General features: G+C 51.5%; 22 protein-coding genes and 2 pseudogenes. 13 read left to right on the forward strand and 11 right to left on the reverse strand.

Translation table 11 applies throughout. From position 1 onward, the window contains the following. Positions 1–64: 64 nt before the first annotated feature. The 8 genes and pseudogenes from EL633_RS24620 to EL633_RS24650 all read left to right on the forward strand — a co-directional run bounded on the left by EL633_RS24620 (position 65) and on the right by EL633_RS24650 (position 7,382). Positions 65–439, forward strand: a complete 375-nt coding sequence (locus EL633_RS24620) for a hypothetical protein (RefSeq protein ID WP_126629932.1) — start codon at positions 65–67, stop codon at positions 437–439. Further along, complete coding sequence (locus EL633_RS24625; protein ID WP_126629933.1) at positions 424–939, forward strand: arsinothricin resistance N-acetyltransferase ArsN1 family A; 516 nt, start codon at positions 424–426, stop codon at positions 937–939. Before EL633_RS24620 ends, EL633_RS24625 begins: the two co-directional genes overlap by 16 nt. A gap of 250 nt (positions 940–1,189) precedes the next feature. Then, entirely contained in the window at positions 1,190–2,299 is a 1,110-nt protein-coding gene (locus EL633_RS24630) for a hypothetical protein (protein WP_126629934.1), read from the forward strand. A gap of 287 nt (positions 2,300–2,586) precedes the next feature. Then, positions 2,587–2,706, forward strand: a pseudogene (locus EL633_RS38295) (formate/nitrite transporter family protein); the annotation flags it as partial. Positions 2,707–3,157: 451 nt separating this feature from the next. Next, positions 3,158–4,333, forward strand: coding sequence for an extracellular solute-binding protein (locus EL633_RS24635; protein ID WP_161982409.1), 1,176 nt, complete (start codon positions 3,158–3,160; stop codon positions 4,331–4,333). 94 nt (positions 4,334–4,427) lie between these two features. After that, a complete protein-coding gene (locus tag EL633_RS24640) occupies positions 4,428–5,357 on the forward strand; it encodes an ABC transporter permease (RefSeq protein WP_126629936.1) in 930 nt (309 codons plus the stop codon). Between the two features lie 5 nt (positions 5,358–5,362). Further along, positions 5,363–6,232, forward strand: a complete 870-nt coding sequence (locus tag EL633_RS24645; RefSeq protein ID WP_126629937.1) for an ABC transporter permease — start codon at positions 5,363–5,365, stop codon at positions 6,230–6,232. A 19-nt stretch (positions 6,233–6,251) separates the two neighbouring features. Beyond that, positions 6,252–7,382: an ABC transporter ATP-binding protein gene (locus tag EL633_RS24650; protein WP_126629938.1), complete on the forward strand. Its 1,131-nt coding sequence runs from the start codon at positions 6,252–6,254 to the stop codon at positions 7,380–7,382. Positions 7,383–7,919: 537 nt separating this feature from the next. Here EL633_RS24650 and EL633_RS24655 read toward each other — a convergent pair. The 4 genes from EL633_RS24655 to EL633_RS24670 all read right to left on the reverse strand — a co-directional run bounded on the left by EL633_RS24655 (position 7,920) and on the right by EL633_RS24670 (position 12,236). Beyond that, on the reverse strand, positions 7,920–9,788 hold the full coding sequence (locus tag EL633_RS24655) for a hypothetical protein (RefSeq protein ID WP_126629939.1): 1,869 nt from the start codon (positions 9,786–9,788) through the stop codon (positions 7,920–7,922). Next, the gene (locus EL633_RS24660) at positions 9,773–10,597 is read right to left on the reverse strand and encodes an ABC transporter ATP-binding protein (protein ID WP_126631877.1); all 825 of its coding nucleotides are present in this window, start codon (positions 10,595–10,597) and stop codon (positions 9,773–9,775) included. Before EL633_RS24660 ends, EL633_RS24655 begins: the two co-directional genes overlap by 16 nt. A gap of 70 nt (positions 10,598–10,667) precedes the next feature. Next, on the reverse strand, positions 10,668–11,327 hold the full coding sequence (locus EL633_RS24665) for a TetR/AcrR family transcriptional regulator (protein ID WP_126629940.1): 660 nt from the start codon (positions 11,325–11,327) through the stop codon (positions 10,668–10,670). Between the two features lie 435 nt (positions 11,328–11,762). Then, positions 11,763–12,236, reverse strand: coding sequence for a DUF6194 family protein (locus tag EL633_RS24670; protein WP_126629941.1), 474 nt, complete (start codon positions 12,234–12,236; stop codon positions 11,763–11,765). A gap of 518 nt (positions 12,237–12,754) precedes the next feature. On the opposite strand from EL633_RS24670, the gene EL633_RS24675 reads away from it, so the two are divergent. Further along, complete coding sequence (locus EL633_RS24675; protein WP_126629942.1) at positions 12,755–14,068, forward strand: MFS transporter; 1,314 nt, start codon at positions 12,755–12,757, stop codon at positions 14,066–14,068. A gap of 218 nt (positions 14,069–14,286) precedes the next feature. Here the strand turns inward: EL633_RS24675 and EL633_RS24680 are convergent, their stop codons facing one another. The 5 genes and pseudogenes from EL633_RS24680 to EL633_RS24700 all read right to left on the reverse strand — a co-directional run. Then, positions 14,287–14,715 carry a pyridoxamine 5'-phosphate oxidase family protein gene (locus EL633_RS24680; RefSeq protein ID WP_161982410.1) on the reverse strand — a complete coding sequence of 143 codons (429 nt, stop codon included), beginning with the start codon at positions 14,713–14,715 and terminating at the stop codon, positions 14,287–14,289. A gap of 619 nt (positions 14,716–15,334) precedes the next feature. After that, on the reverse strand, positions 15,335–17,077 hold the full coding sequence (locus EL633_RS24685; protein WP_443090072.1) for an ABC transporter ATP-binding protein: 1,743 nt from the start codon (positions 17,075–17,077) through the stop codon (positions 15,335–15,337). A 1,450-nt stretch (positions 17,078–18,527) separates the two neighbouring features. Further along, positions 18,528–19,208, reverse strand: coding sequence for a hypothetical protein (locus tag EL633_RS24690; protein ID WP_126629945.1), 681 nt, complete (start codon positions 19,206–19,208; stop codon positions 18,528–18,530). A 309-nt stretch (positions 19,209–19,517) separates the two neighbouring features. Further along, positions 19,518–19,847, reverse strand: a complete 330-nt coding sequence (locus tag EL633_RS24695) for a nuclear transport factor 2 family protein (RefSeq protein ID WP_126629946.1) — start codon at positions 19,845–19,847, stop codon at positions 19,518–19,520. Between the two features lie 68 nt (positions 19,848–19,915). Beyond that, positions 19,916–20,293 (reverse strand): annotated as a pseudogene (locus EL633_RS24700) (SDR family oxidoreductase); the annotation flags it as partial. A 14-nt stretch (positions 20,294–20,307) separates the two neighbouring features. Between EL633_RS24700 and EL633_RS24705 the strand changes: the two are divergent. Further along, a complete protein-coding gene (locus tag EL633_RS24705) occupies positions 20,308–21,366 on the forward strand; it encodes an FAD-dependent oxidoreductase (protein ID WP_126629948.1) in 1,059 nt (352 codons plus the stop codon). Between the two features lie 37 nt (positions 21,367–21,403). Here EL633_RS24705 and EL633_RS24710 read toward each other — a convergent pair whose 3' ends face one another. After that, positions 21,404–21,844, reverse strand: coding sequence for a VOC family protein (locus EL633_RS24710; RefSeq protein ID WP_126629949.1), 441 nt, complete (start codon positions 21,842–21,844; stop codon positions 21,404–21,406). 191 nt (positions 21,845–22,035) lie between these two features. On the opposite strand from EL633_RS24710, the gene EL633_RS24715 reads away from it, so the two are divergent. Further along, positions 22,036–22,257: a hypothetical protein gene (locus EL633_RS24715; RefSeq protein ID WP_126629950.1), complete on the forward strand. Its 222-nt coding sequence runs from the start codon at positions 22,036–22,038 to the stop codon at positions 22,255–22,257. 79 nt (positions 22,258–22,336) lie between these two features. Further along, a complete protein-coding gene (locus EL633_RS24720; protein ID WP_126629951.1) occupies positions 22,337–23,788 on the forward strand; it encodes a serine hydrolase domain-containing protein in 1,452 nt (483 codons plus the stop codon). A 58-nt stretch (positions 23,789–23,846) separates the two neighbouring features. On the opposite strand, the gene EL633_RS24725 is transcribed toward EL633_RS24720, so the two are convergent. Continuing rightward, the gene (locus EL633_RS24725) at positions 23,847–24,053 is read right to left on the reverse strand and encodes a TetR/AcrR family transcriptional regulator (protein WP_126629952.1); all 207 of its coding nucleotides are present in this window, start codon (positions 24,051–24,053) and stop codon (positions 23,847–23,849) included. 186 nt (positions 24,054–24,239) lie between these two features. On the opposite strand from EL633_RS24725, the gene EL633_RS24730 reads away from it, so the two are divergent. Next, a complete protein-coding gene (locus EL633_RS24730; RefSeq protein WP_126629953.1) occupies positions 24,240–24,911 on the forward strand; it encodes a DUF998 domain-containing protein in 672 nt (223 codons plus the stop codon). The last annotated feature ends 383 nt before the right edge of the window (positions 24,912–25,294 follow it).

The following is a 25,294-nucleotide window of genomic DNA, read 5'->3' on the forward strand; positions in this document are numbered from 1 at the left end:
TGTCATACAAATTATTGTAAATTGGTCTTGACGAGCAGGATTTTTTATCATATAAATCTGGCATATGTACATTATTATTGCGAGAGAATGCATCCTGATCTTCTACTTTCGCTACGGCAACAGCACACACATAGAGGAGCACCTCCTTCAGGCAGCGCAGACGCGCGAAACGAATGGACATCCAATGTGGAATGAGCTACAATACAAGCAACTCATTTATCTCTCACTATCCACAGCAGGAGGAAAGCGCCTCACCGACCTCAACACCACGCTCAATGGCCTGACCAAACAGACAGGTGAACATATTCTCGCCTCACAGCATGAGATAGTGCACTCATCACTTGAACTCCTTCAGCAAGCACTACTCACACTCGACAGCGAGGCATCAGCACACGAGGAACCAGAACAAGGAGGATCAGCAGCATGTACGTACGATTAGCCACCCCTACGGACGCTCCCGCTATTGCCAGCATTTATAACCAGGGCATCGAAGACCGCGTGGGCACCTTTGAGACTCAGCTAAGAACAACCGAGGCCATCGAGCAGTGGTTTGATGGCCGCCATCCAATTGTGGTCGTCCAGCAACAGGAAGAGATCATTGCCTTTGCCTCGACCTCCTCCTATCGCCATCGGGAATGCTATCAGGGAATCGCGGAGTTTTCGATTTATGTCGAACGGGATTGGCGTGGTCGAGGCGTGGGTCGACTGGCCCTGCAAGCACTCTTACGTGAAGCTGAACAGGCAGGCTTCTGGAAAGTCCTGTCACGGATTTTTGTGGAAAATATGGCCAGCCGGCATCTGGTTCGCTCGCTGGGATTTCGTGAAGTTGGCATCTACGAACGCCACGGTCAACTCGACGGCGTCTGGCGCGATGTCGTCATCGTCGAACGCTTACTGAACAGTACTGCTCAACCATCAATCGAAAAAGCCAGTAAATAGGACGTATTCTTTCGCTTCAAACACAGTGAGAATGCTCACAATAGAGCAATTTCAGATGGCCAAACCCAAAAGAACAACGACCGTCTCATCACGAATCCTGGCTCGCCAACATGAAAAAGAACAACAATCGTTGTAGTATAAGCCGTTAAGAGACATTGCATTGTGGAACAAATCGTTGATAGTTAACGTCTGGTAGAGAAGTAATGAATATTTTTCATCAAACTTACAAACAGGCAAGGAGACTTCAACGGTGCAAACATATTATCGAGGTCTTTTCATAGGTCTGCTGCTCTCAAGTGTTCTACTCCTCGCGAGTGGTTGTGGAGGCCAGAATGGGTCCGGGGAAATGCCAGATCAGGTGCAGATAAAAATGCTTGGACCTGGTTCTACCCCAAACCAGCCAATGCTCACCTTGAGAGACCCAAAGCGGGTCGAAAATTTCTATACCTTGATTCAAGCGTTGCCGACACAGCCAGATAATCAAGCGTGTACCGCAGAAGCGGGACCAGCCTATAAGCTCACGTTTCAACGGGGCACGCACCTCCTGGCGACTATGACAGCCAACCGCTTCGGCTGTGGACCAATCACCATTGCTAATGAGGCACATTCACGACAAGCCAATGCTCAGTTCTGGCAGCAACTCGATCAGGCCATCCATGCGGCCACACCACCAGCGCAACCACAAACTATGGCGATCCAAAACCACCAATTTATGCCACAAACCGCCTGGATCAGTACAGCCGCCACAGTGCAGAAGTTTTACAATATTATCCAGGCTCTACCTGTATCACCCAAATTCAATGACTGCTCAGTGACCAGCCAACAAGAATATCAACTGGTCTTCCAGGCAGGCAAGCAGACCATCATGGCATGCATATCCACCCGGCTCAATGTCATCACCATCGAAGGAAAAAATATAACTCGTGGTGGCAACTACAGCATCAACCAGCAGTTTACTCAAGCATGGCAATCACTCCTGGCCAGCGTCACCTTCGCTCCAGCCCGACCTGATCACTTACTCATCAAGCTAGACGACCACAACCAACGTTCAGATATCCAGGTCGCGGATAAAACACTGGTCACCGCACTCTATGACAAGATCAAAACCCTCCCATCAGCAAATCCGCCATCGGACTGTCCATCTGGAGCAGACAAAGTCGCCGGTACAGCTACCTACTACTACCTGCACTTCACCCAGTGGAATCTCCCCATTTTTTCTACCGGTGCCTATGAAGGCAGTTGTAAAACGATCAACGACGAGCTCGCCGTCGGGCCCGATGATAGCCTGCATCAAAAAACCTATGATCCAAACGACCCCGCCTTCTGGACCCGGCTCCATCAAGCCAGCGGCATCAAATAAGAGCCGATCATCAAAACGAAGTGGTAATCCTGTATCCCATCCAGAGGTTGAAGGATCACCACTGCGATGCGATCGGAGAGATCCAAGATCAAAGCTTATAGTATCCTCCGACGCCTCGTGGCCTCTGCAACACGTGTGCGTTTCGGACTTCGCCCGACGACCCGGCCTCCAGTCCCGAGAGGGCCGGGTCGTCAATCGTTTTTTCACTGGTGACGCAGGGACTTATTTACGCCTGTCTGCCACCCAACGCTCCCTGAGACCTGTTGATGGAGAACCCTGCCTAGTGCATCGGCTTCTTAATCATCGTGCTGGGACGGCAACAACTCTTTACCGAGAACATCCTGACGGCGATTCCCCCTCTGCTAGCGCACTTCCATCGACGCATGATCTTGCGCGTCGCCCGTCTGTGAGCAATCGTATTGCTGAAGAATAATAAGAAAGGCCATACCCTAGGTTCGGGGACTTGTGTCCGAACCTAGGGTATGGCCTTTCTTGATACATGATTGAGCAGAGAGGTAAAATCAAGCATAAAGATAAAGCCAAAGGAAGTGCCTGAAGGGCAGGCATTGTGCTATTTTTTTCTAGCTTTAAACAGAAGGAAGGAATATAATGATGGCAACATACTAACCCAGACGCGCCAGAAGTGCCACGCGCGCCTGCTCCAATGTACGGACGAGCAGGCGCGCCAAATCATCGCCTATTCCTGGCCACATGCACTAAGAGATACTCACCTCCTGCTATACCATCTCTCACTCTTTCTCATAAATTTGACCCATCGCGCCAGCCAATAGCGTCCTATGCATACATAAGATTTATATGTATGCCGTTAGCAATAGGAACTCGGAGGTAGCCATATCCATGCGCGATCTGGAGTCGTTTGAGCGTATTTTTTCCCCCCATAGCCGTCGTCGTTTTTTGCAGCAGGCAGGCGCGCTGGGTGTGTCTTCTGTGGGGCTCGCAGCATTGTTGGAGGGCTGCGGTGGGGACACGACGAATTCTACTGGCAGCATTTCTCAGGTTGGCCCAATTGATATGCAGACATTGATTAGCAACGCGAAGAAGGAAGGCAAACTTCAGGGTATCGGCATTTCGCCAGAATGGGCAAATTACAGAGAGACCCTGGCCACCTTTGCCGCCAAATACGTGCCCATCGAGTACCAGGCCGAGGCGCTGTTCTCTTCGGCCCAACAGCTTGAGGTATTTACGCGCTCGAAATCGCACCCACACGGAGATATCAGCGATGCGGGCTTTAAATTTGGTACGCGCGCCAAACAGCAGGGGTTGGTGGCGGCCTATAAGCATGCACACTGGGACGATGTACCGGCGAACCTGAAAGATCCTGATGGCTACTGGTGTACCGAGTACTATGGCACGGAAGCCTTTGTGATCAATACCGATATCGTGAAGAATCCTCCAACCTCGTTTAAAGAGTTGCTCTCCGGCAATTACAGAAATCAGGTGGGCATCGATGGCGATCCTCGCCAGTCCAATGATGCGTTCATTGGCGTTTACTCGGCGGCGCTCGCTATGAGCGGCAGCCTGAATGATATTCAGCCTGGCATCGATTTCTTTAAGGAGTTGAAGCAGAAGGGGAATTTTACGCCAGCCTTTTCGACGCTCGCGAACATGACCAAGGGTGAGGTGGCGATCGGCATTATGTGGGATTTCGCGGGACTGGGCTACCGTGATCAGCTGAAGGGGAAGCCCAATCTGAAAGTGATTATTCCTTCGGATGGCTCGATTGCGGGTCCTGATATCTCTTTCATTAATAAGACGGCGCCAGATCCCTACGCCGCGCGCCTGTGGATAGAGCATATCTATTCCGATGAGGGCCAGCTTTCTTACCTCAGGGGCTACGCGCATCCAGTGCGTTATCAGAAACTGGTTAGCGAGGGTAAGGTGCCACAGGAACTTGCGGCCAAGCTGCCAGCGGCTGAGCAGTACGCGCATGTCAAGTTTGTCACCGATCTGAATCTACTCTCCAAAGCGTCGACGACGTTGGTACAAAACTGGTCCACTGTCTTCGGCCAGTAATCGCTGCCAGAGGGATGCATGTCGCACTGACCGGGAAACTCCTCGCGGAGCGGCAGGTATCCTTCCCTCTTGCCTTTCCTGAGGAGTTAATGAGATGCAATTACCTACAGCTAATGGCACCACTGCAACGGCTACGCGGGAAAAGGTTAGGCTGCAACGCGGCTTTCGCCTGCGCTACTCGCTCGCAAGCTGGTTGGGGTTACTTCCCTTTCTACTTTTTTGTCTCTTGTTTGAACTGCTGCCCGCCTTTATCATCATTCAGGGCAGCTTTACAGATAGCAATAGCGGCGCATTGACCTTGAATAACTTTCGCGCCTTGCTTGCAAGCGCCGTCTATCTGCGCGCGTTCCAAAATAGCATTATACTCTCGCTCGTTACGGCCCTCATTGGTACCGTGGTAGGATTTTTCGCGGCCTATGGCATCTACAAGACGCGCACCAGCTGGCTCAGGAATTTATTGATCGGGTTTTCGAGTATTGCGGCGAACTTCGCCGGTATCCCGCTCGCGTTCGCCTTTGTGTCAACACTCGGTGTCACCGGACTAATCACCGTCCTCATACAACGCCTGCTGCACATAAATATTTATAACGAAGGCTTTAGCCTCTATAGCTTTCTGGGACTCGTTCTCGCCTATACTTATTTTCAGTTACCACTAATGGTTCTGCTGACCATGCCAACCTTCAACGCACTCAAACCGGAATGGCTTGAGGCCGCGACAAACCTGGGTGCATCAAGGGCAACCTACTGGGGACGCGTGGCCTTTCCTATCATTCTGCCTTCGCTTGTCGCGGCGGCCATGCTTCTTTTCGCGAACTCACTAGGTGCCTTCGCCACGGCATACGCCCTGGCGCAAGGAAATATCAACCTGGTGACGATCCAGATTGCCTTCGCTGTTAATGGCAATGTCACTATCGATCCCGGCCTGGCAAACGCACTCGCCGTGGGGATGTTCGTCGTCCTGCTTTTCGCGGTCACACTCTATACCAGCATGCTGCGGCGCGTGAGCCGCTGGCAAGAAAGATAGCCACAATGCAGATACAGAAGAATACAACTGCACGCCCGGCATTTCAAAAGGACACCCTTTTCGTCGTGCTCTTTGTCGTTTACCTGCTGGTTCCCTTAGGTGCGACGCTGATCTTCGCTCTCTCAAGCGGCAATGGTCTGGACCTGGGCAGCTATCAGCAGGTATTTTCTGATAAGGATTTCTTGCAGACCCTGCTGCTCTCGCTGGAACTGTCGCTCGCCGCAACCATCCTTGCGGTTGTGCTTGTGACGCCTACAGTGTACTGGATGCGGTTGCGCTTGCCCCAGGCTCGACCATTGTTGGATTTTCTTTCGCTCGTTCCCTTTGCGTTTCCCGCCATCCTACTCGCGGTGGGGCTCAATGAAGTCTACGGCGGCTCAAACAGTATCGTAGCCGTCCTTTCGCTGGGACTCGTGCCGCTGTTGAGTAGTCAGCCATTTAATATTGTCGGTACACCATCGTTACTGATATGTGCCTACGTCATTGTGTCGCTGCCCGCTACCTACCGTCCAATTGATAGCAGCTTGCGCACCATCAATACGCGCGTGCTGACCGAGGCTGCGTACAGCCTCGGTGGAGGCTGGTGGCGCACATTTCTGACTATCGTGCTGCCCAACATTCTCCCTGGCGTGGTGAGCGCGGCGCTGCTGACCTTCTCCACAGCGATGGGCGAGTTTACGCTCTCCTCGCTCTTCGGCATCTATACTTTTCCCATCTATTTGAGCCAGGTAGGGCAAAGCGATGCGCGCAAGGCCGCCGCACTCTCAATTCTGAGCTTTCTCTTTACACTCGTGTGTGTGCTCATCTTGCTCCTCTTTCTAAGAAGCAGATCTGCGAGCAGGCAACAACAGGTGCAAATCGTTACGGTAAAATAGTGAGATGAGGGAACTATCTATGTCTTTTCTGGACCTGGCGAACATCACAAAAACCTTTGGCCCCACCACAGCCGTGGAGCATATCGACCTTTCGATTAAGCAAGGCGAGTTTCTGACCCTGCTGGGTCCCAGCGGTTGCGGCAAGACGACGGTTCTACGCATGATCGCCGGCTTCGAGACACCAACCATGGGCACTATTACGCTCGATGGCGAGGATATCACCCACCGCCAGGCCAGCAAGCGCCCGATGGGTATGATCTTTCAATCCTACGCGCTCTTCCCGCACCTCACTGCGTCCCAGAACATAGCCTTCGGTATGCAGATCAAAAAACTTCCTGGCACACGTATCCGACAACGCTGTGCCGAACTGCTTGAGCTTGTGGGACTCGGCGAGGTGGGTTCGCGCTATCCGCACCAACTCTCCGGCGGGCAGCAGCAGCGTATCGCCATCGCACGTGCCCTGGCCGTTGAACCAAAAGTGCTGCTGCTCGATGAGCCGCTCTCGGCGCTCGACGCCATAGTGCGTGTCTCTCTGCGCAACGAGATCCGACGCATTCAGCAGCAATTGATGATGACCGCAATCTACGTCACGCACGACCAAGAAGAGGCCCTGGCAATCTCCGACCGCATCGCAATCATGACAAAGGGCAGAATCGAGCAGATCGATCAGCCCGAGCAAATTTACAATCATCCGCAGAGCATCTTTACCGCGACGTTTGTTGGCACAAGCAATCAATTCGATGGCATGGTTGCATCCGCGGCGCAGGGCAGATGTAAGGTAGGCGACTACGATATTTTCACGCCACCTCTGACGCACCTCAACAACGGGGCGCCTGTTCTGATCATGGTGCGCCCGGAGGAGGTCTCACTCCTAGCCGCCACATCTGAGGAAGCTGCTCACAGTAAGGGAGACACAAAGGATAATCGTATCATGGGTAGTATCAAACTGCGCACCTTCCTGGGTCCATTCACTCGCTTTCACGTTCACAGCAACGAGCATACTACACTCATTGCCGATATCCCCAATTATCTCGCCAAGCGTTTCACGGTCGGCCAGTCCGTTCTGCTTTCGTTCGCCCCCGATGCCTGCCAGGTCTTCGCAAGCGACAGGCGTACGGTACCATCCCAGGTGCCGGTTGAACCAGCCTGAACAGGCCACATTATAAGGTATTATTCCGGCTATCAGTCTCTCACTTACTGCTGTGGTGGTTGACAGTGTTATTCAGGCTATTTACATCCAGGATGCATCCCCTATCTGGCGGCCAATTGGCTTGCAACTTGGCATCACACTCTGCTCCAGTTTCTTGGGGGCTTTGAGTAGTACTATTCAGGTTCTCCTCCAGGAGTTGGTCTCACATCAGGTTCAGATCGCCTAAGCGCCGCCTTTTGAGCTACTTGATGCTATGAATGGCCACTGATACCTATAATAAAGAAATCCAACTCTTTAACTTGAGTGATTTCCTTATTGCTCGTTTCTGGGACCTGTCAACGAAGCTCTATGAGCGGGATAAGAAGCTGGCTCTTTCACCTTCAAGCTCAGGCGTATCAGTAGCGGTCTCTGGGTACTCGAGGGACTGCTTCTGTGCTGTAGTATATAAAGCAATACATCCCTTCACCGACGCAACTACAGAGGTCTTATTAGTGATGACCCCAGAAGGCTTAAGAGCATGTACCGTTTTTTGATAGGCTAGCGTTTTTTTCTACTACTCTTTAGCAGCAAACCAGCTCCGACCAACGCACTTATCCCCAGCAGGAGAAAGATCAGGCTTGCTGGAAGCTGGAACGGCGGTGGCAAGTAGAGGGCGGCAAACCAAACTCGTTTCTGTATGCCAGCGAGGTTGAAGATCAGTGCAACAATTCCTTGAGGGATGGTTGCAAGGATACCAGAGATGATTAACAATGCAATCACCGCACTTTTTCCTTTTGGCAATTCTTCATGCTGTGTATGCGTTGCCCTCTTCATCTGCACAGCCTTTCCATGTCGCATCACATTCAACAGCTCCGATCCGCGCTCTTCCAATCGCTGGATAGCCAGGCGACCAGACCACCAGGGGAAGAGGATCCCTTCCCCAATCCCGACCAGGACTCCGAACCATTGCATGTTGGGCAGATGTAACAGAGTTCCGGCTAGGACGATAACCGCTGGTGGCAGTCCCAGACCGATGACAAGGAGCAGCATGAGGCGCATCTGTAATGTGATCTGTCCATTATCCGGCCCGGTGACTATTGGGCTCTGATTTCTCTTCCATGGCTCAGTCAGAGGAACAAGCAAGAAAACCGAGACCAGAGCTAACAGACCTGCTGTTCCACCAAGCAGTGCCGGTACGATAGCCAGGACCCAGGGCCAGGCCCAGTCCTGCTGACTCCACCAGGTGAGCGTAAGTGTGAGGAGCAAGGTAACGGGAGCGACAAGCAGCAGCCACGCGAGTTGTCGGCCTCGTATATCAATGCGTTCGCTCCCTGGAATGCCCAGGTTGAGCCAGAGGGCACTGCCATCGAAAGCGTAGATGTTGCCTGCCGGGATGGCTATGATGATAATCATGAAAGCGCCCATCCACGGCAAAAAGCTGGTCCAGCCACCAATCAATGGGATGGTCCCAGAAAAGAGGCCGACCCAGAAAGCCATACGCAGAAAGCGAGCGCGCCAGGGGTCGCGTCGCCACATTATGAGTTCCTTGCTTATAACAGCAAAGAGCGGCGTTGCAAGCAACTGGTATCCTTCTCGTGTCGAGCCTGCCTTACTCTTACTCGGTCGGGTGCCCAGCAGCGCTCTCGTTTGTCTCCTCAGCAACCTTGACCAGACAAAAAATAGCAGTCCACACCATACAGTCATGCCTATCAGTATCCCCAATGCACTCGGCCAGGTATGTGCTCCTGCTGCGTTGACCGCAACCAGGCCCCAGCCCGAAGGCAGGAGGATAAAGAGCCTCGTCAAAAGTGGTGCAGGACCAGAGGAGATCATCCGGCTGATGCTCTCGAAGAGGGGAAACAAAGTCCACCATGTGAATGCCAGCGCCAGCAGCAATCCAAGCAAAATCGCGGCTATCTCTGTCGCGAGCCGCGATTTTGCTTGAGCATGCAATACCTCAGTGATGATGCTTGCCAGCAAGAGTGTGCCTATCCATTGGAGGAGAGCGACGGGAAGCGCGATGATGATCGCCAGCAAGCTTATCTTCGTAGCAATGATGATCAGTGGTAACGTATAGGCTATCAAGGTAACAACCGGACCAACACCTATGCAGACAGTTCCAAACAAGCCAAGCGTGACCTGCCAGGAAGAGAGAGGGAGCAGGGTAAAGTGGTGAGTCTGGAGGCTTTCGTCTCCGCTGCGTAACAGCCCATCCAGCAACCAACCAATCATCCAACAGAAAAAGGCCAGCGAGACTAGGCCAGCGGCCTGATTCTGCTCATTCATAGAGGAGGCAGCCAGCCAGATTGTTGCTCCGGCCAACATGAGCCCTAAAAGGGCTCTGATAGCCAGCCAAATGGCTCGATTTCCAGTAAACGAATGTGACAGGATAGCCAATTTCATTTTTATGATTACGATGCCAACCACGTGAGCCCCTCCTTGCCACCAGCCTTACCACCTACAAGATGCAGAAATGCTGCCTCAAGGCTGCTTTCTCCCCGTACTTGTCCAATCTCGCCCACCGCTATGACTTCTCCCCGTGTAACCACCGCGACATGTGTGCATACCTGCTCCACCAGCGGCATGACATGGCTTGAGAAGAGAACCGAGCCTGAAGACTCTACGAAACGCTGCAAGATCGTCTTGATCGTGGAGGCTGAGAGCGGATCAACCGCCTCAAAGGGCTCATCGAGCACAAGGAGGCGAGGGCCATGAAGCAGGGCACTTGCCAGACCAATCTTCTTGCGCATTCCAGTTGAATAATCGATGAGGAGGGTCCGTTGAGCAGTAGCCAGGTCCAGTACATCCAGTAACTCCTCCACGCGACTTTGGACAGTACGGGCATCTAAACCTCGCAGGAGGCCGAGATAGGTCAATAATTCTCGCCCTGTGAGCCGCTCAGGCAGCGACAACCCATCTGGCAGTACCCCAAGCAGTGTCTTTGCTTGGAGAGGCTGTTTCCACAAATCGCGCCCAAAGATCCTGACCCTTCCTGCATCTGGCCGCAGCAGCCCTACTGCCATTGAGAGTGTTGTCGTCTTGCCAGCCCCATTAGGACCAACGAGCCCAAAGAACGAACCAGCCGGGACACTCAGGTTCAGATGGTTGACAGCAACGGTCTCGCCAAACGACTTATAGAGTCCGTTGATCTGCAAAGCCACAGTGGAATCCTGTTCAGAAATAGGCGGTGAGGCCGCTTGATTACGGTTTTGCTTCCTTGAACGAGGGAGAAACATTCTTTTCATCCTTAATATGTCCTTTAAATGTTTCGGCGCTTTTTTCACATCTAAACCAGTAATATACTTCTCAGTTTTTCCGGGTGGCCTGATCGAAGATCGTTATCAATTCTTGGGTATAGGCATCCAGGTCGAGTTCTGGATAAGCCTCCAGCATAGCAGGGACAGCATCAATAGCTCTCCTGAGAGTGACTGCCATCACAAATGGATCAAAGGCTTTAAAGAGTCCATCTCGCTGACCTTTACGCAGAATCATCTCCGGTATAGCTCGCACTGGCTCTTCAGCGACAACATCATATCGCAACTTGCCGCCCTCTGTACGATAATTCGCCATAATCTCCGCTATAGCCCGTGCATACATGCGATGTGATCCAATAAACTCCAGGTTGGTCTGGATATATGTCTTCAACATCTCTACCGCTGTGGTCTGTGCTTTTATGCGTGGTTCCATGTACTGCGTGCCAGAACTGTATACTTCGTTCACCACCTGTTCGATTAAGGTCTCCTTATCTGTAAAATGATAGAAGACCACTCCCTTACTTGTCCCGGCTCTTTTCGCAATCTGAACCACAGAAGCCTGCGCATACCCCAGCGTCGCAATCGTCTCGATCGCGCAAGCAATAATTTGCGCTCGTCTCGTCGCTTCAATAAACGAGAGTGCTTTCTGACCATCTGGTTTATTTTTACTCTCCATGGTCAAATTATAGTTTGCCTGGTATGCTTTTGTCAAGTGAAGATCCCTTTCATCCTCTCTAAATTTATTGCCGAGCAGATATAGCTGTACTTGCTAAGCACGTCAAGCAGCGCTAGAAATGAGGACAACGGCATCGTGGGCATATGAGTATTTGGTCCAAAGGCTTCATTTCCCTAGAATGTTTACAACCGTTGCCACTCAATAGTCACGTCAAGGAGATACTTCTCGCAACTTCTGGTGAGAAAAGAGCTATAGTGCTATTTTCTGATACAGACTTTAGCAAAGTGTCGGACGAAATCGAGAGGGGCAGAATCTCGTAAGAAGAGAATAACCTCCTGTACTCCGGCTTCTTCGATCTCCTGCAAGCATTGCCCAATGGTCGCAGGTCAGCCAACGAGATCGCCTTCCCGCGTGCGCTCATCGGGAATGTCGCCTTGGTACGCCTGCTGCATTATCTTCTCTGGTTGGAGCCTAATTGCGAGCGGCTCGTCTCTTGTGCCTGTTCACCGCCATTTCATAGGCCTCAGTAAGCAGTGGTCGCACGTTCGTTTCAAACATCTCATCGCTAGGGTTGAGGATACACACCCACAACATTCGGCCATACACCGGGTGGGGCATCAGCTGATTCAGGGCGGCAAAATCGTAGTCGCCAGAGATCTCGCCACTGTCAGCCGCGCTGACGGAAGGGAGCGCTGCAGGATCGCCGAAGAGTGAGTGAAACGTCTGCTTGCCGATGCCTATGTTCAAACGAAAGACCGAGGGACGATTGAGGTGAGAGAATGGATCATTGATATCACTGGTCACAAGTGTCACAAACGGAAACCGGTGATCTGGCGGTATGTTCCTATCCGGGTTGTAGAAGAAGAAGCTATCGCCCGAAGCAATCACCACATCCACACCCTCAAATGTCCCGGTGAGATACTGACTGATCGCAGATTCATTCATACGTATTGGTCCTTTCTTGATTTCATTGCGTTAATCGCATCACATCTCTACTGTACAACACTCATGCCCAATTGGAGGCTTAGATAACGTGTCGTGTGTGCGATAGATATAGATAGCGCCCTATTTAAGCTCTGCTTCCTGGACCACGGAAGAGAGGGCAGAAGAAAAACCTGGAGAAGCCTCTAAAGGAACTTAAATGTTTTACATGATTGTTACGCTCATTCCTCACACAAAATAAAGGCAATCATCAATTCAACAATGATCTGTCTTTTGTCGCGGAGGATATCAAAAGCCTGCCATTGTAGAAAGGCTTGTCTGCATCCCTGCATCGTGCTACACTCTCTGCATCTCAAGAAAAAGGATAGCAACAGGCGATGCGGTGAATCTTGATCTTGTTCTTCGTTCAGCGGTACCTCTTTGTTTGAGGTGCCGCCACTACATATGCGTCTGAGAGAAGCACACAGCTGAGGAGATTTTGGGCTCCATGCTGTGTTTGTAGTGAACGGAGAATATTCTGGATGTCTACACAAGGATCTTATCACCAGCCCCCTGCTCCTGAAGAGCCAGGGGAGATTTACTGTGCCTCCAAAACGCCTGGCCCCAAACATGCCACCCCTGAGTGCAAGGAGGCGCAACGCCTGACTGACGAACGAGCACAATTTCTGGTGCTCTGGGTCGTTTCGAATGCTAATTATATTGGATACGCGGCGATGCAGGTGGTTTTGCCCCTGCTGGCGATTCGGCTGACTCGCTTGCCCCTGCTGGTTTCAGGAGTAGGTTTCGCCCAACTTTTGCCTGCGTTGTTGCTGGGTCTCTGCGCTGGAGCTCTGGGTGATCGTTATGATCGACGCAGTATCTTGCTCCTCTCCACCGCGATACGTGTTTCCACCTTTGCTCTGGTGCTCCTAACGGTGCTCTTCTGGCACATTTCCCTCCCGCTGCTCTATGTGCTGGCCGCGATCCTGGGTATGACAGAGACAGTGGAGGAGCCTGCATTGGCCTCGGTAGTGCCAATGGTTGTCCCTCGGACCAAGCTGGAACGAGCCAATACCTTGCTGGTGGGCGCGCAAAATGTACTTGGATTGGTAGCGGACCCTCTGGGCGGTTTTCTGGTGAGCGTGGGCGTAGCGCTCTCGTTGAGTGGGGGAGGGATCTGCGCGGGTATCGCACTGGCGGCGCTGCTTTGTCTACGGGGACCGTTACGCAATGTGCGCTCTGTCAATCGACATATTGGCACAGAGATGTTGGAAGGACTATGCTACCTCTGGCATACACGGCTGATCCTGACGATTAGCCTCATGGCAGGGGTAATTAATGCTGCCTGGAGTGGCGACCTGATTGTGATGGCACTCTATGCAGTCAAGCCGGGTCCCTTAGATCTGGCTGCTCCTGCCTACGGTCTGCTCCTGGCAGTAATCAGCGTGGGCAGCGTTCTGGGGGCGGCGCTCACTATCCCTGTGCAGCGCTGGCTGGGACGCCGCTGGGCCATTGGTCTCAATATCCTGGGCAATGGCTTGATGTTCGCCACTCCAGGACTCACCACAAATCTCTGGTTAATTGGCGCAAGCATGTTCTTCGGCGGTCTGGTTGGTCCTATGTGGACCATCGCAGTGGCTGCACTCCAGGGCCGAAGCGTGCCTGCGGAGCTGCAGGGCCGTGTCACCGCAGGGTATCGTACGTTCGCCATTGGCTGCTCGGCGCTCGGTCCAGTGCTTGGCGGCCTGCTCAGCCAGTACTTTGGCCTGCAGGCTACTCTCAGCATCTTTGGTGTGTTAACCTGGTTAATGTTCATCCCCTTCTTGCGAGGAGTGACAGAACAAGCCATGACCTGATCCTTTCAGAGGGGCGCCTGGCTGGAATGTTGGGCAGGACATGTGAACGTTTACCTCTACCAAAATTTCACAAACCCTGCGCCTTCCAGTCTTCCTCTCCCCTCTGCTCCCATCACCTCGTCCCTCGGACTTGAGCCTGCCCTCGCGTTGATACATATGCGCAAATCAGTCACTCGCTCCGCGCTCCGCGCCTTCACGAGTGACCCGCGCCGGGATTCCTAGGTGTGCGTCATGTTCCATCCTGAAAACTCGGTAACTTTTTCTGGGAAGAAATGCAGAGCCACAGGAGCCCGCTGGAGTAAGATCGTTACTACTTGCGGTCGTCTGCCTTCATCTTTCACATAGCGTTCTATCACGCGTACGAGATCCTGCCGGACAAGTGCCTGATCTTCGATGATGGAAACGCGTCCATAGAGGCTGATAGAACGACCCATATCTCCAACACACAATGCAATGCGGGGATCACCACGCAGATTCTTGCTTTTTTGGCTGGAACCAGGGGTAGTTATGACCAGTGTCCCATCATTTGAAAGCCAATACCAGATCGTGGTAACGTGGGGGCTCCCATCTTTGTTTAACGTACTGACCACTGCCACACGGTCTCCACGGAGAAACTCCCTGGCCCAATCGGAAAGCCTGTTTGTCATAGATTCATCTCTTTTTCTTCTTTCAACAGATGTCATTGAATGCACGACACTGTTGCATAATCAACAGTTTAGTGTATGCTACACTGTAGAAAGTATAAGGGAAGCCACTGATGCCCGACAATCAGCAAACACACCAGATCGTTGTGTAGACAACATCAAAAGGAAAGTGTTGGTTACGGCGAACACGTGCAGGTCCCAGCGTCGGTTCCCGTCCTCTAGGGAACAATGGAAACCACGGCGCTGGTCATCAGTTGGACAATCTTCGATCCGGCAGTACAATAGAGCCGAGGAGAACAAACCTGCTCAGCAGAAGATATGGCTTGCCATAGCTTGACCATCGTAGTTGCTGGCTTGTCTCCTATCATCGCTATTACTGGACCGGCGCTCTAGCACTATCCTGCTCTTGTCTACCAGCCTTACTCTCAACAAGCCACGGAAACAAATGGCTTTCACACAATCTGCGAGACATGGACGAATTGAGGCACCCCGTCAAGCCAGAACAGGAACCGCGATGGCAACGGAAAGGCCGGCAACGCTTGTGTAGAAGCGATCATTTGTGAACAAACGGAACAGTGACCAGTGGGCAAGAGATCAAGAGCCTTGTTACATCTGGCATGTCTTAGCGCGATTTCAACTGCTCATCGTAGAATTGGGAATAGAGGCCACCTTGCTGGAGCAGTTGGGCATGCGTTCCACGCTCAACAATGCGTCCAGCGTTCATTACCAAGATCTGGTCGGCGGAGAGAATCGTCGAGAGACGGTGAGCAATCGCCAGAGTCGTGCGCCCCATCTGAAGTTCCGCTAGAGCTGCTTGAATCAGGCGCTCTGAGCGCGTATCGAGGGCACTGGTCGCCTCGTCCAGAATCAAGATGCGCGGATTTTTGAGCAAGACACGGGCGATGGCTATGCGCTGCTTCTCCCCGCCTGAGAGTACATAGCCACGTGGGCCAACCACTGTCTCGTAGCCGTTGGGGAGGTGCAGAATGCGTTCGTGGATCTGAGCGGTTTGCGCAGCAGCAATCACCTCCTCGTCAGCAGCGTCGGGCCGCCCGTAGGCGATATTCTCACGAATCGTCGTGTTGAGCAAGTATGTTTCCTGTGTCACCATACCGATATGCTGGAGCAGGCTCTCTTGCGTCACAGAGCGCACATCATGACCATCGATCTCTACCGCGCCTTGCTCTACATCGTAGAATCTGGGCAATAAGTAGGCTGTCGTGGACTTGCCTGCGCCACTCGGACCAACCAGGGCGACAAGTTGTCCGGGCTGAACCGCAAAGTCTATATCAATTAGAGCTGGTTGCTCTGGTTGATAGCAGAAACTCACATGATGGAAACGAATATGCCCGGCGATATGATCAAGTGTTGTGGCATTGGAACAGTCGGCAATCTCGATTGGAAGATCAAGATATTCAAAAAGGCGCTCGAAGAGGGCGAGCGCTGATTGGATGTCGAGAGGAATGCCAAGCAGCTGACGCAGTGTAGGAAAGAACTGGCTTTGGAGAGCGATAAAAGCGATCAGTGAACCAGGGCTGAGTTGACCACCAATGACCTGAAATCCTCCAAGATAGTAGACCAGGGCCGGGACAATGTTGAAAAAGAGATGGAAGCTCAACAGGAACCAACGCGCGACCATCGTCTGGTGGACCTGGATGGTCACAAGTCGTTCACTTATAGCACTGAAACGTGCTGTCTCGGCACGTTGCCTCCCAAAACTCTTCACAAGAAGTGTCCCACTGACATTGAGTGTTTCCTCAAGTACAGACAAGACATCGGCCAATGTCTGTTGCTTCTCTTTACTTGCTCCTCGCAAGACATTACCCACGCGCACAGCAAGATAAACAAAGATTGGCGTCAGGCCGAGGGAAAGGAGCGTCAGCGGCACATGTAAACTTAACATCACAATCAGCGTTGTCAACATCGCAATGGAGCTAGAAAGGGTCCCACTCAGAACATTGCTAAGTACATCACTTACTCCATTGACATCATTGGTCAGGCGCGAGATGATCTCTCCAGTGCGCTCTGAAGTGTAGAAGCGCAGGCCAACAGCTTGAAGACGAACATACAGACCAATCCGCAGGTCGTGCATGACATACTGAGCCAATGTTACGCTCACGTAATCGAGCGCAATGCTGATCACACCGGTAAACATCGGCAGAGTGATCAGCGCAAGGACCAGCCAGGCCAGTAGGGTAAGATCTTTGCGCGGGAAAGCCTGGTCAATGATCATTTTCGTGACTTCAGGGACAACAGCGGTACCAAAGGTAGCGTTTATCAGGATCATAACGATGATCAGAAGCACACGCCACCAGTACGGACGAAAAGCCTGGATAATACGAATGAGGTTCCCCATTGTAGAAATCCTATTTGATCGGGGGGTACGCAGCACGAGTTTCCTCCTGAAAGAAAGCAGAGAGACAAGTAGAGAGTGCCACACCAGCCAAGCCCGTAATGGTATGCAAAACGTGTAAGGATTCGTAAAGCATCGATTGAAGATTAAAAAAGCAGACGCTGAGGCTACATTGAGTGCATGAGTGGGAAATACCGTCTGGGGTTGGAACCTGGGTGGCGAGGCATCTATTATACACCAAAAATCGGAGAAATCCTGGTTTTTTGCAGCAAGAAATTTTGGGGAATATTTCAATTCATTTTCGTTAGAAGAAGCATTTTGCTTCGAGCTCTGCTTTACGTTGACAGGATGGAATCATACGAGGCTACAGCGACACCATGTCACTGCGCATGCGTTCCAAGATAACGTGTAAATTGTAGAGAACTCCGTACTGCTGCATTTCCCACTTTGCCTGGTTGTGCTCAACCCCCAAGGTCAATCAACACATACTCGCTCATGAAGAGTTGAAGGAGCCAAACTGGAAGTTTCGAATGCCGGTGTACTCCGTCTTTAATAGCAGGAGTAGATAACACATGCTCATCTTGAGATGATACCCGTTTCATGGTCAAATACATTGATAGCATTCAGCAAGGAATGGCCCTGCTGGCATACAACTTCAAAAGGAGATCGTATGGGTTGCTGGTGCGCTCAAACCACCAGCTAAAAAGGTAATGAGCCAGGCCCGTTCATAACTACGCATGCTATCCTTGGAAGCAAGTCTTCCGACAAGAAATTTTCCCTGATGAGCTAACAACAGATTAATCGCTCACTCAAAGCGCCATGCTAATTCTTCATATGAGAGCGAAGGTAACATCCGTGTAAGAGCATTTAAATACCGTTGTGTCACCACATCTCCATGCTCGCCCTCGATACCAAAATTTCTTGCTGAGAAAGTTGCCATTGTCAAAAGAAAATGTATTAATGGAAGAAGTAGTGATATGCAAAAACACTGCCAACGATGATTATGATCATGACTGCAAGCGAAACCAGGACAGATGCTTGCCTGGAAAACCGCCATTTATCAGAGGTGGAATCTTTGCCCAAGGTGCTATGAGCTTGCGGTTGTCTTGTATACTCTAAAATTTTTTCTCTTGCCGTATACTCCGCCTGTTTTCGGAAATGTTACGTCATATGGTCGATTATTTTTACCCTCTATTCTATTCAAATATGCCAAACATATTTCATCTATGACAAAAATATACGTCTGCTGTCATAGCCATTAGCTATTAAACACATAACATATTGCAATATTATTGTCAAGCTATACGAGCACGAAAAGTATACTACTTTCCAAGGACGCCCTTTTACTCTATAGAAACTGCTCAATCTATTGATAATACGATAGAACTGCCGCTGATCATCCTTTGACAGATAAACCAGCAGCACGTTTCCACATACTTTTTATAACAGGTCATATGGTCTTTTAGAAGTATACTACAGGCGGTACTACGCGGTAGGGAGCCTGCTTATTATCTGCTAGCGCCTCCGAACGGGTCTGGGGAGTCACACACACCAGATCACTGGCAAAAGCTTGTCGCCAGACATAACCCTGGAGACAGGTGGCTGAGCCATAGGCTCCTCCGTTGGGAGATCGACGCACACTCGCCTGACTATTATCATACACCGCTTCCGAACGCACATAAGGTGTTACACAGACAAAATCTTTGGGCCCGGCCTGACGCCATACAAACCCCTGCATACACACATCCGCAGACGAACCTGCCGCCGTAATCTGCTCACTGAGAGACCAGGGCGTACAATCGGAACCAAAGAGGTTGGTGTAACATCCTTCAATGCTGAAGGTATAGGTCTTATAAGGGGAGATATTGAAAAAAGTTGTCTGATTCCCACCATCCTCATGGCTCTGGTTTCGGGTACTTCCCTGTAATACCAGGATATTATAGTTGTCATAGTCTCCCGACCACTTTATTTCGGCGCTATGACCATTCTGAATAAGCCCGGTTATACAAGGACGATCGGCAGGACAGTAACCCATGGCATGTGCTGCCGTAGAAAATTGTATACTTAAGACAAGCGTGCAGATCATAAAAATGGCCAATAAACAGAGGCGGCCAATCCAATGAGGTATAGGTATTACTTTCATTTGGTCCTTTCTAAATCTCTTAATCATGCTATTTATTTTCACGCTCTATATACATCATAGTGTATCTGATAAATCTCCTTTCATCTGCATCCAATTTCACATTCTTAGGATGCAGTAGATCACAATACAATAGAGCTATAAGCGCATCTGAACAAATAGGCACCTGGTCAGCGAGATCTCGCTGACCAGGTGCCTATTTGTTCAGTAATAACTTCTTCACGTCTAGCGGAAAAGTGCTTGCTCTATTCTCAATCCCTTCCCTGAAAATTCAGGATGCCTCATGTTTCCAGGAATTTCAATCCTACTTTATTACTCGATCTCCAGGCGATCGATCAAGCCATCGTTAATGATGAAGCGCCATTGCAACTCGGCAGTCCCGCCGGGGAAGTTACCGGTGAGGCGGCCCGCCACGAGGTAACTCTTCGCATCTAAACTCCTGGTATCAAGCACCTGGGTTGTGTACTGATACATGGATGCGGCACCTTCCCGCCAGCCTCGAATCCCTTCAGGGCCATGATAGGTCTGGCTTTCATCGACAACCACAGCCTCATCGCTGAACAGTGCGACAAGGGCATTGGTGTTGCGATGAGCCTCGGCCTCGAAGTAACGGATAATGACAGAAATCTCGGGAAGAGACATAGGACCTCCTCTGGGTTCAATGTGTGTTGGGTATTACTAAATTATTGTAAACATGCGTCTTAAAAGCATCAAATGGTTGGCGGGGTTCCGCCATCGATGACATACTCACTGCCTGTGATATATGATGCCCGCTCTGATACCAGGAAGGCAATGAGATCGGCAATCTCCTCTGGACGAGCAGGACGATTCAGTGGAATTCCTCCCAGAGCGTCATCCATAAGTTTCTGCCGAGCAGTATTATAGTTGGTTCCCGCCTCGTTCGCTAACCGCATAATCAGCCTGCTGGCGGCATCTGTTTCGATCATGCCGGGAGCCACAGAATTGACACGTATCCCGTGCAGACCGACTTCGTTAGACAGACCCTTACTGTAGATAGAGAGAGTCGCTTTCGCTGCCGCGTAGGCTAATGTCGACGTGAGAGGCATGCTGCGTTGCATCGACGAGACGAGGAAGGTTTCTCATCACCGCTCCCTGGGCGGTTGGCTGCGATGGGGCTTCAAGCCAGATCCGTAAATGGCTGGAGATTGAACAGGTATGGCAGGATTATGGAACGTACAGTGCCGTAATGGAGTGCGGTCTCCCCCAAACAATCTCACGCATTGTGCTCGAACCATCACAGCCTTACGGCTTTTTCTACTTTTCCGCTGGGTGTTGGCGTATGATCTATCGCATTAACCAGGATGAAGATCGCCACAGAATGGTTCAGGAAGAGGCAGTCCTTTCCTTGATCAAAACATCCCTTCCTCACGCGGTTGTGCATCGATTTCTTTGGGCCAGTGCCTTTCGTCTAGGACAGGGACAATGCACGACGTACCATAAAGACCATTGGATGCTCGCAGGAGACGCAGCCCATGCGATGGGACCATCAGCCGGTGCAGGCATGATGGTCGGACTCCTGGGAGTATGGCGATTAGGATGGCGGTTAGCACTCCTCAAGCAGAGCCGTTCAGTGAGGGAATCTCTCCTGCAAGATTATACTAGAGAGCAGCAAGCGGCATCACGGGCAGTCCAACAGTCCAATGCCCTCATTTTTCGGAATCTCGCAGTGACCAATGTTTCTCTGGCAACCCTGCGCTCTGGCTTTTTATGGATGGCAGGTCATATCGGAGCATTTTCTCGCCAACTGGTGAGAAGCGAAACACTGGTAGAGCAAGTCATTCCAATAGCCCATGCCCAGGATATTCTGAAAACAAGAAATTGGGAGACGCGAACCAGACTGGGGCGGTGGCAGGTTGGTCATCGTCTTCCGTATCTGCGATTGGCTGATCAGAAGACAACGCTCGACCTCCCTCACCTCAAACATCTTCTTTTCCCCATAGGAATGGCCCAACAGGAGGAAGAAGATGATCTTGCCCGACAAATCATAGAGCAGGCATCAGTGCCAGTCGAAAGACTCCAGGTATCTGAGGAGGTTTCCTCAAGCTGGAGGGTTTATACGAGTGGATTTATCGCGTTTGCTCTCGTCCGACCAGATCAACATGTGATTTGCATCCTCTGCCGGAAGCATGGAGGAAAATAATGTTGTTTCCTCAAAAATCATGTGAAACCGTGGCGACTCAGCCCAGTTCTTGGGCTAGCCCGATGAGAAGTCCTTCAGGTCCGCGGATGTAGCAGAGCCGATACACGTCCTGGTACTGGACCACTTCGCTGCTGACAAGCTCTGCGCCGTGCTTACGAAGCCGAACGAGCGTATCATCGATGTCGTCCACGGTAAACATGACGCGTAGATAGCCCAGAGCATTCACCGGTGCGTTCCGGTGATCGGCGACCACAGGAGGCGTGATAAATCGCGAGAGCTCGAGCCGGCTGTGGCCGTCTGGCGTGCGCATCATGGCGACCTCAACGCGTTGGTCGCCCAATCCAGTGACACGTCCTGCCCACTCGCCTTCTGCCATGGCCCGCCCTTCGAGCTCGAGACCAAGTTCAGTGAAAAAAGAGATAGCGGCATCGAGGGATTCCACCACAATACCGACGTTGTCCATTCGTTTAAGCATCATATACCCATTTTATCATATGTCGTTCGTCCTGTCAATAAACTCGGATCAGGAGGTTCCATTAGTTTAATCCCCCATCGTTTCAGCCGATCTGATCTCTTCAATGGGCCACTATGACCGTCAACATAGATCTCAATGGCTTCTTCTTCTTCGTCCAAAAGCGAGGAGAGCATTGACCAGGAGGGGAATATATAATGGTACGGTTGTTCTTTTGTGACACTCCGCAACGTCGTCGCTTCTCCGAGCAGTTGGAACGTCGTTCCGGTTCGATGGAGAGCGGAGTGGGTGCTGAAATCGCGCACAGGCTCGGTCAACTCCGAGTGACTGTTCCGGGTGGTGCCATGCCTGTTGCTGCTCTCGAGGAGGTTGGCAGCGCTCGATGGCTGTCAATTCGACTCATCTGTATGGTACATTGACTGGAGAAGAGCCTGATCTTGAGAATCTTGCTCACCTTGAGGATAAAATCTCAACCCATATGAGAGTGGAGGTACACCCATGCCTGTCCCTGATTTACCGCGCTCCTCGCCCGAACGGCAGGGGATCGCTTCATCGGCTCTGCTTCACTTTGTCGAGGCACTGGACAGCCAGATTCACGAGCTACATAGCTTTATGCTGCTTCGGCACGGCAGTGTCGTCGCAGAAGGATGGTGGTCACCCTATCGACGCGAACATCCTCACATGGTATTTTCTCTAAGCAAAAGTGTGACAGCAACGGCGGTCGGTCTGGCAGTGGCTGAAGGCTTCTTCTCCCTCGACGATGCGGTGCTATCCTTTTTCCCAGAGGAAGTACCTGCACACACACCTATGGATCTTACAACGATGCGTGTACGGCATCTCCTGTCAATGACAACTGGTCACGCTATCGATACCTGGTCTTTTCTCATAGATCGACCAGATGGCAACTGGATTAAAGGCTTTTTTGAGGTGCCGGTAGTGCATGCACCAGGAACACACTTTGTGTATAACACCGGGGCGACATATATGCTCTCTGCTATCGTGCAAAAGACGACAGGAACCAAACTCATCAAGTATCTGGAGCCGCGCTTGTTTCAGCCATTGGGTATTGAACATGCGCGCTGGGACGAATCCCCTCAGGGGATTGCCATTGGCGGCATCGGGCTTCGTCTCACCACTGAAGAGATCGCTCGCTTCGGTCTACTCTATGTACAACAAGGCATCTGGCAAGGCAGACAACTGCTTTCGCAGGCATGGATGACAGAAGCGACAGCGGTTCAGATTGCATCGGGAGATAATCCACACAGCGATTGGGCACAGGGCTACGGCTATCAGTTCTGGCACTGTCGGCATGGTGCTTACCGAGGAGATGGTGTATTTGGTCAGTTCTGCCTCATCATGCCAGAACAAGATGCCGTCCTTGCCATCACAGGTGGTCTTGATGTCTTTGATGCGCAGCAACCGTTGAATCTGGTCTGGGATCTTTTGCTTCCTGCCATGAAAAAGGAAGCGCTTGACGAGGCGAGCGAAGAAGCGCATCAACTGGCAGAGAAGGTAGCCAGTCTGGCACGGCTTCCGGTACAGGGACAGCGAACGTCTCCTATTGCGGCACAGGTTGCTGGTCGAACCTATCTTGTCGATGTCAATGACCTGCACTTGCAGACTATTACCTTGCAGGTAACCACGTCAGGATGGGTGGTTCATAGCAAAACGGCCACAGGTATGGATCTGATCCCTTGTGGGTATGGTATGTGGCAACCAGGACAGACCACACTCTTTCATCACGACTGGCTCTCTGGTCCCACACCGGTCGTTGCCAGTGGCGCCTGGACAGCCGAAGAGCGCTTTACGATGGTTATCAGACTGTATGAAACCCCATTCTTCCACACGCTGGTATTCCATTTCGTCGGGAATGAAATGCTCGTGGAAACATGGGTCAACGTCTCTCTTGAGTCAACACAAACACTGATGCTGACGGCCCACACTGCCTGAATGCTGACAACAGGATTCGAAATGTACAAGGGACCCTTGTACATTTCGGCATTTTCAATCACCGTTCACCTTTATCGAAATAATGGGCATAGAAGGTGGTACGACCAATGTCCGCCCGATCCAAAATATCCTGCACCAGAATCTCCTCATAGGGTTTTTCTCCGATAAGTTCAGCAAAGGCAGAACTTACCAGGCGCTGCGTGCGTTGGAACGGCGATCGGCTTTCTGCTGTTTCACGGATGTTATCTCTTTCTTTGGTAAACAATTAGCGCCAGATGTTCGGTAGAGAACGGTTTCCCTGGCGTGTGCTTGTCAGGAAGAGCTTTCCTTTGTATTCTTTCTTTAGAATATCATATTCGATACCAAACATGCTGTTCCTAAAACTTGAAGAGAGTCTGTATGACAGTTTTCAGAGAATGGTCATACGATCTTACTGCAAAGGGAAAAACACATGGAGACCTCAGCACAAAGTACTGGAGAGCAGTCAGCGGCGATGAGACTGCTACTGGCTTGCGGTGTCATTGCTCCGCTGCTCAACAATGTGGTCCTTCTCATCCTTGGGGCCATACGCCCCGGCTACAACGCCTGGATAGTCCCTGACAGCAACCTCGAACTGGGGAATAGTGGGTGGATGCAAATCACAAACTACATCGTCACCGGAGCGCTCCTGCTCGCTTTTGCCATCGGGATGAGGCGTGCCCTACGTACAGAACGTGGTTCCACCTGGGGACCGATCCTGCTCGGCATCTATGGCCTCACCTTCATCATCATCGGGCTTATCCTTCCCGACCCGGAGCTTGGTTACCCACCAGGAGCGTCGAGCGCGCAAACCATTCACGGAACCATTCATATCCTCTTTGGCTTGCTTCAGTTCACTTCGCTGATTGCGGCTTGCATCGTGCAGGCACGGCGCGATGCGGCACTCGAAAGACACGGCTGGTCCAGGTATTCGGTTGCCACTGGTCTGTTGGTCGCTGCCTCTTATGTCGCCTTCGTGCTCACCGCCAAATTGTTAGACGGAGGACCAACCGGGCTCATTGAACGGATTGGCCTCATTGTTAGCGGGTGTTGGGTCGCTCTGCTGGCGATCCGCCTGATGCGCAAAAAGGGCTTGATAGCTTGAGCCACTGAACAGCTCAGGAGGTGAGCATACCTCGCCTGGCAGACGCACTCCACAACAGGACAACGTGTCCTTGTTGATCCGTGGTGATGACGAGAAGGGACGGATCAACAAGGGGCAAGAAACGCTGGGCAGCCAGCTTCCGTTCCGCGTTCTCGATCATCCCACTGATACACACATGTCAGGCTTCGCGTACAGTTTTCACCTTTCGATACGCTGACCCCATGGTGATAATGTCTTCGTATTTCTGCTCTGCAGCGGAAAGAGCAGGATGGTTTGAACGATAAGGAAACGGTTTTGTCAAGGGAAGCAGATCGGGGAGCCACCAGACCAAGGGATCCCTCAAACAGGCTCAATGCCTGCCTCAGCTCCTCCAACAGGAGCTG

This window comes from Dictyobacter alpinus, from assembly GCF_003967575.1.
In the GTDB taxonomy this organism is placed as follows: domain Bacteria; phylum Chloroflexota; class Ktedonobacteria; order Ktedonobacterales; family Ktedonobacteraceae; genus Dictyobacter; species Dictyobacter alpinus.

Bases quoted from the DNA above. Each gene is read 5' to 3' on its own strand.
- EL633_RS24695 (WP_126629946.1), bottom strand. From the start codon at position 19,847: ATGTCTCTTCCCGAGATTTCTGTCATTATCCGTTACTTCGAGGCCGAG.
- EL633_RS24680 (WP_161982410.1), bottom strand. From the start codon at position 14,715: ATGACAAACAGGCTTTCCGATTGGGCCAGGGAGTTTCTCCGTGGAGAC.
- EL633_RS24640 (WP_126629936.1), top strand. From the start codon at position 4,428: ATGCAATTACCTACAGCTAATGGCACCACTGCAACGGCTACGCGGGAA.
- EL633_RS24645 (WP_126629937.1), top strand. From the start codon at position 5,363: ATGCAGATACAGAAGAATACAACTGCACGCCCGGCATTTCAAAAGGAC.
- EL633_RS24720 (WP_126629951.1), top strand. From the start codon at position 22,337: ATGCCTGTCCCTGATTTACCGCGCTCCTCGCCCGAACGGCAGGGGATC.
- EL633_RS24730 (WP_126629953.1), top strand. From the start codon at position 24,240: ATGGAGACCTCAGCACAAAGTACTGGAGAGCAGTCAGCGGCGATGAGA.
- EL633_RS24650 (WP_126629938.1), top strand. From the start codon at position 6,252: ATGTCTTTTCTGGACCTGGCGAACATCACAAAAACCTTTGGCCCCACC.
- EL633_RS24635 (WP_161982409.1), top strand. From the start codon at position 3,158: ATGCGCGATCTGGAGTCGTTTGAGCGTATTTTTTCCCCCCATAGCCGT.
- EL633_RS24675 (WP_126629942.1), top strand. From the start codon at position 12,755: ATGTCTACACAAGGATCTTATCACCAGCCCCCTGCTCCTGAAGAGCCA.
- EL633_RS24670 (WP_126629941.1), bottom strand. From the start codon at position 12,236: ATGAATGAATCTGCGATCAGTCAGTATCTCACCGGGACATTTGAGGGT.
- EL633_RS24710 (WP_126629949.1), bottom strand. From the start codon at position 21,844: ATGATGCTTAAACGAATGGACAACGTCGGTATTGTGGTGGAATCCCTC.
- EL633_RS24625 (WP_126629933.1), top strand. From the start codon at position 424: ATGTACGTACGATTAGCCACCCCTACGGACGCTCCCGCTATTGCCAGC.
- EL633_RS24715 (WP_126629950.1), top strand. From the start codon at position 22,036: ATGGTACGGTTGTTCTTTTGTGACACTCCGCAACGTCGTCGCTTCTCC.
- EL633_RS24620 (WP_126629932.1), top strand. From the start codon at position 65: ATGTACATTATTATTGCGAGAGAATGCATCCTGATCTTCTACTTTCGC.
- EL633_RS24660 (WP_126631877.1), bottom strand. From the start codon at position 10,597: ATGTTTCTCCCTCGTTCAAGGAAGCAAAACCGTAATCAAGCGGCCTCA.
- EL633_RS24690 (WP_126629945.1), bottom strand. From the start codon at position 19,208: ATGAAAGTAATACCTATACCTCATTGGATTGGCCGCCTCTGTTTATTG.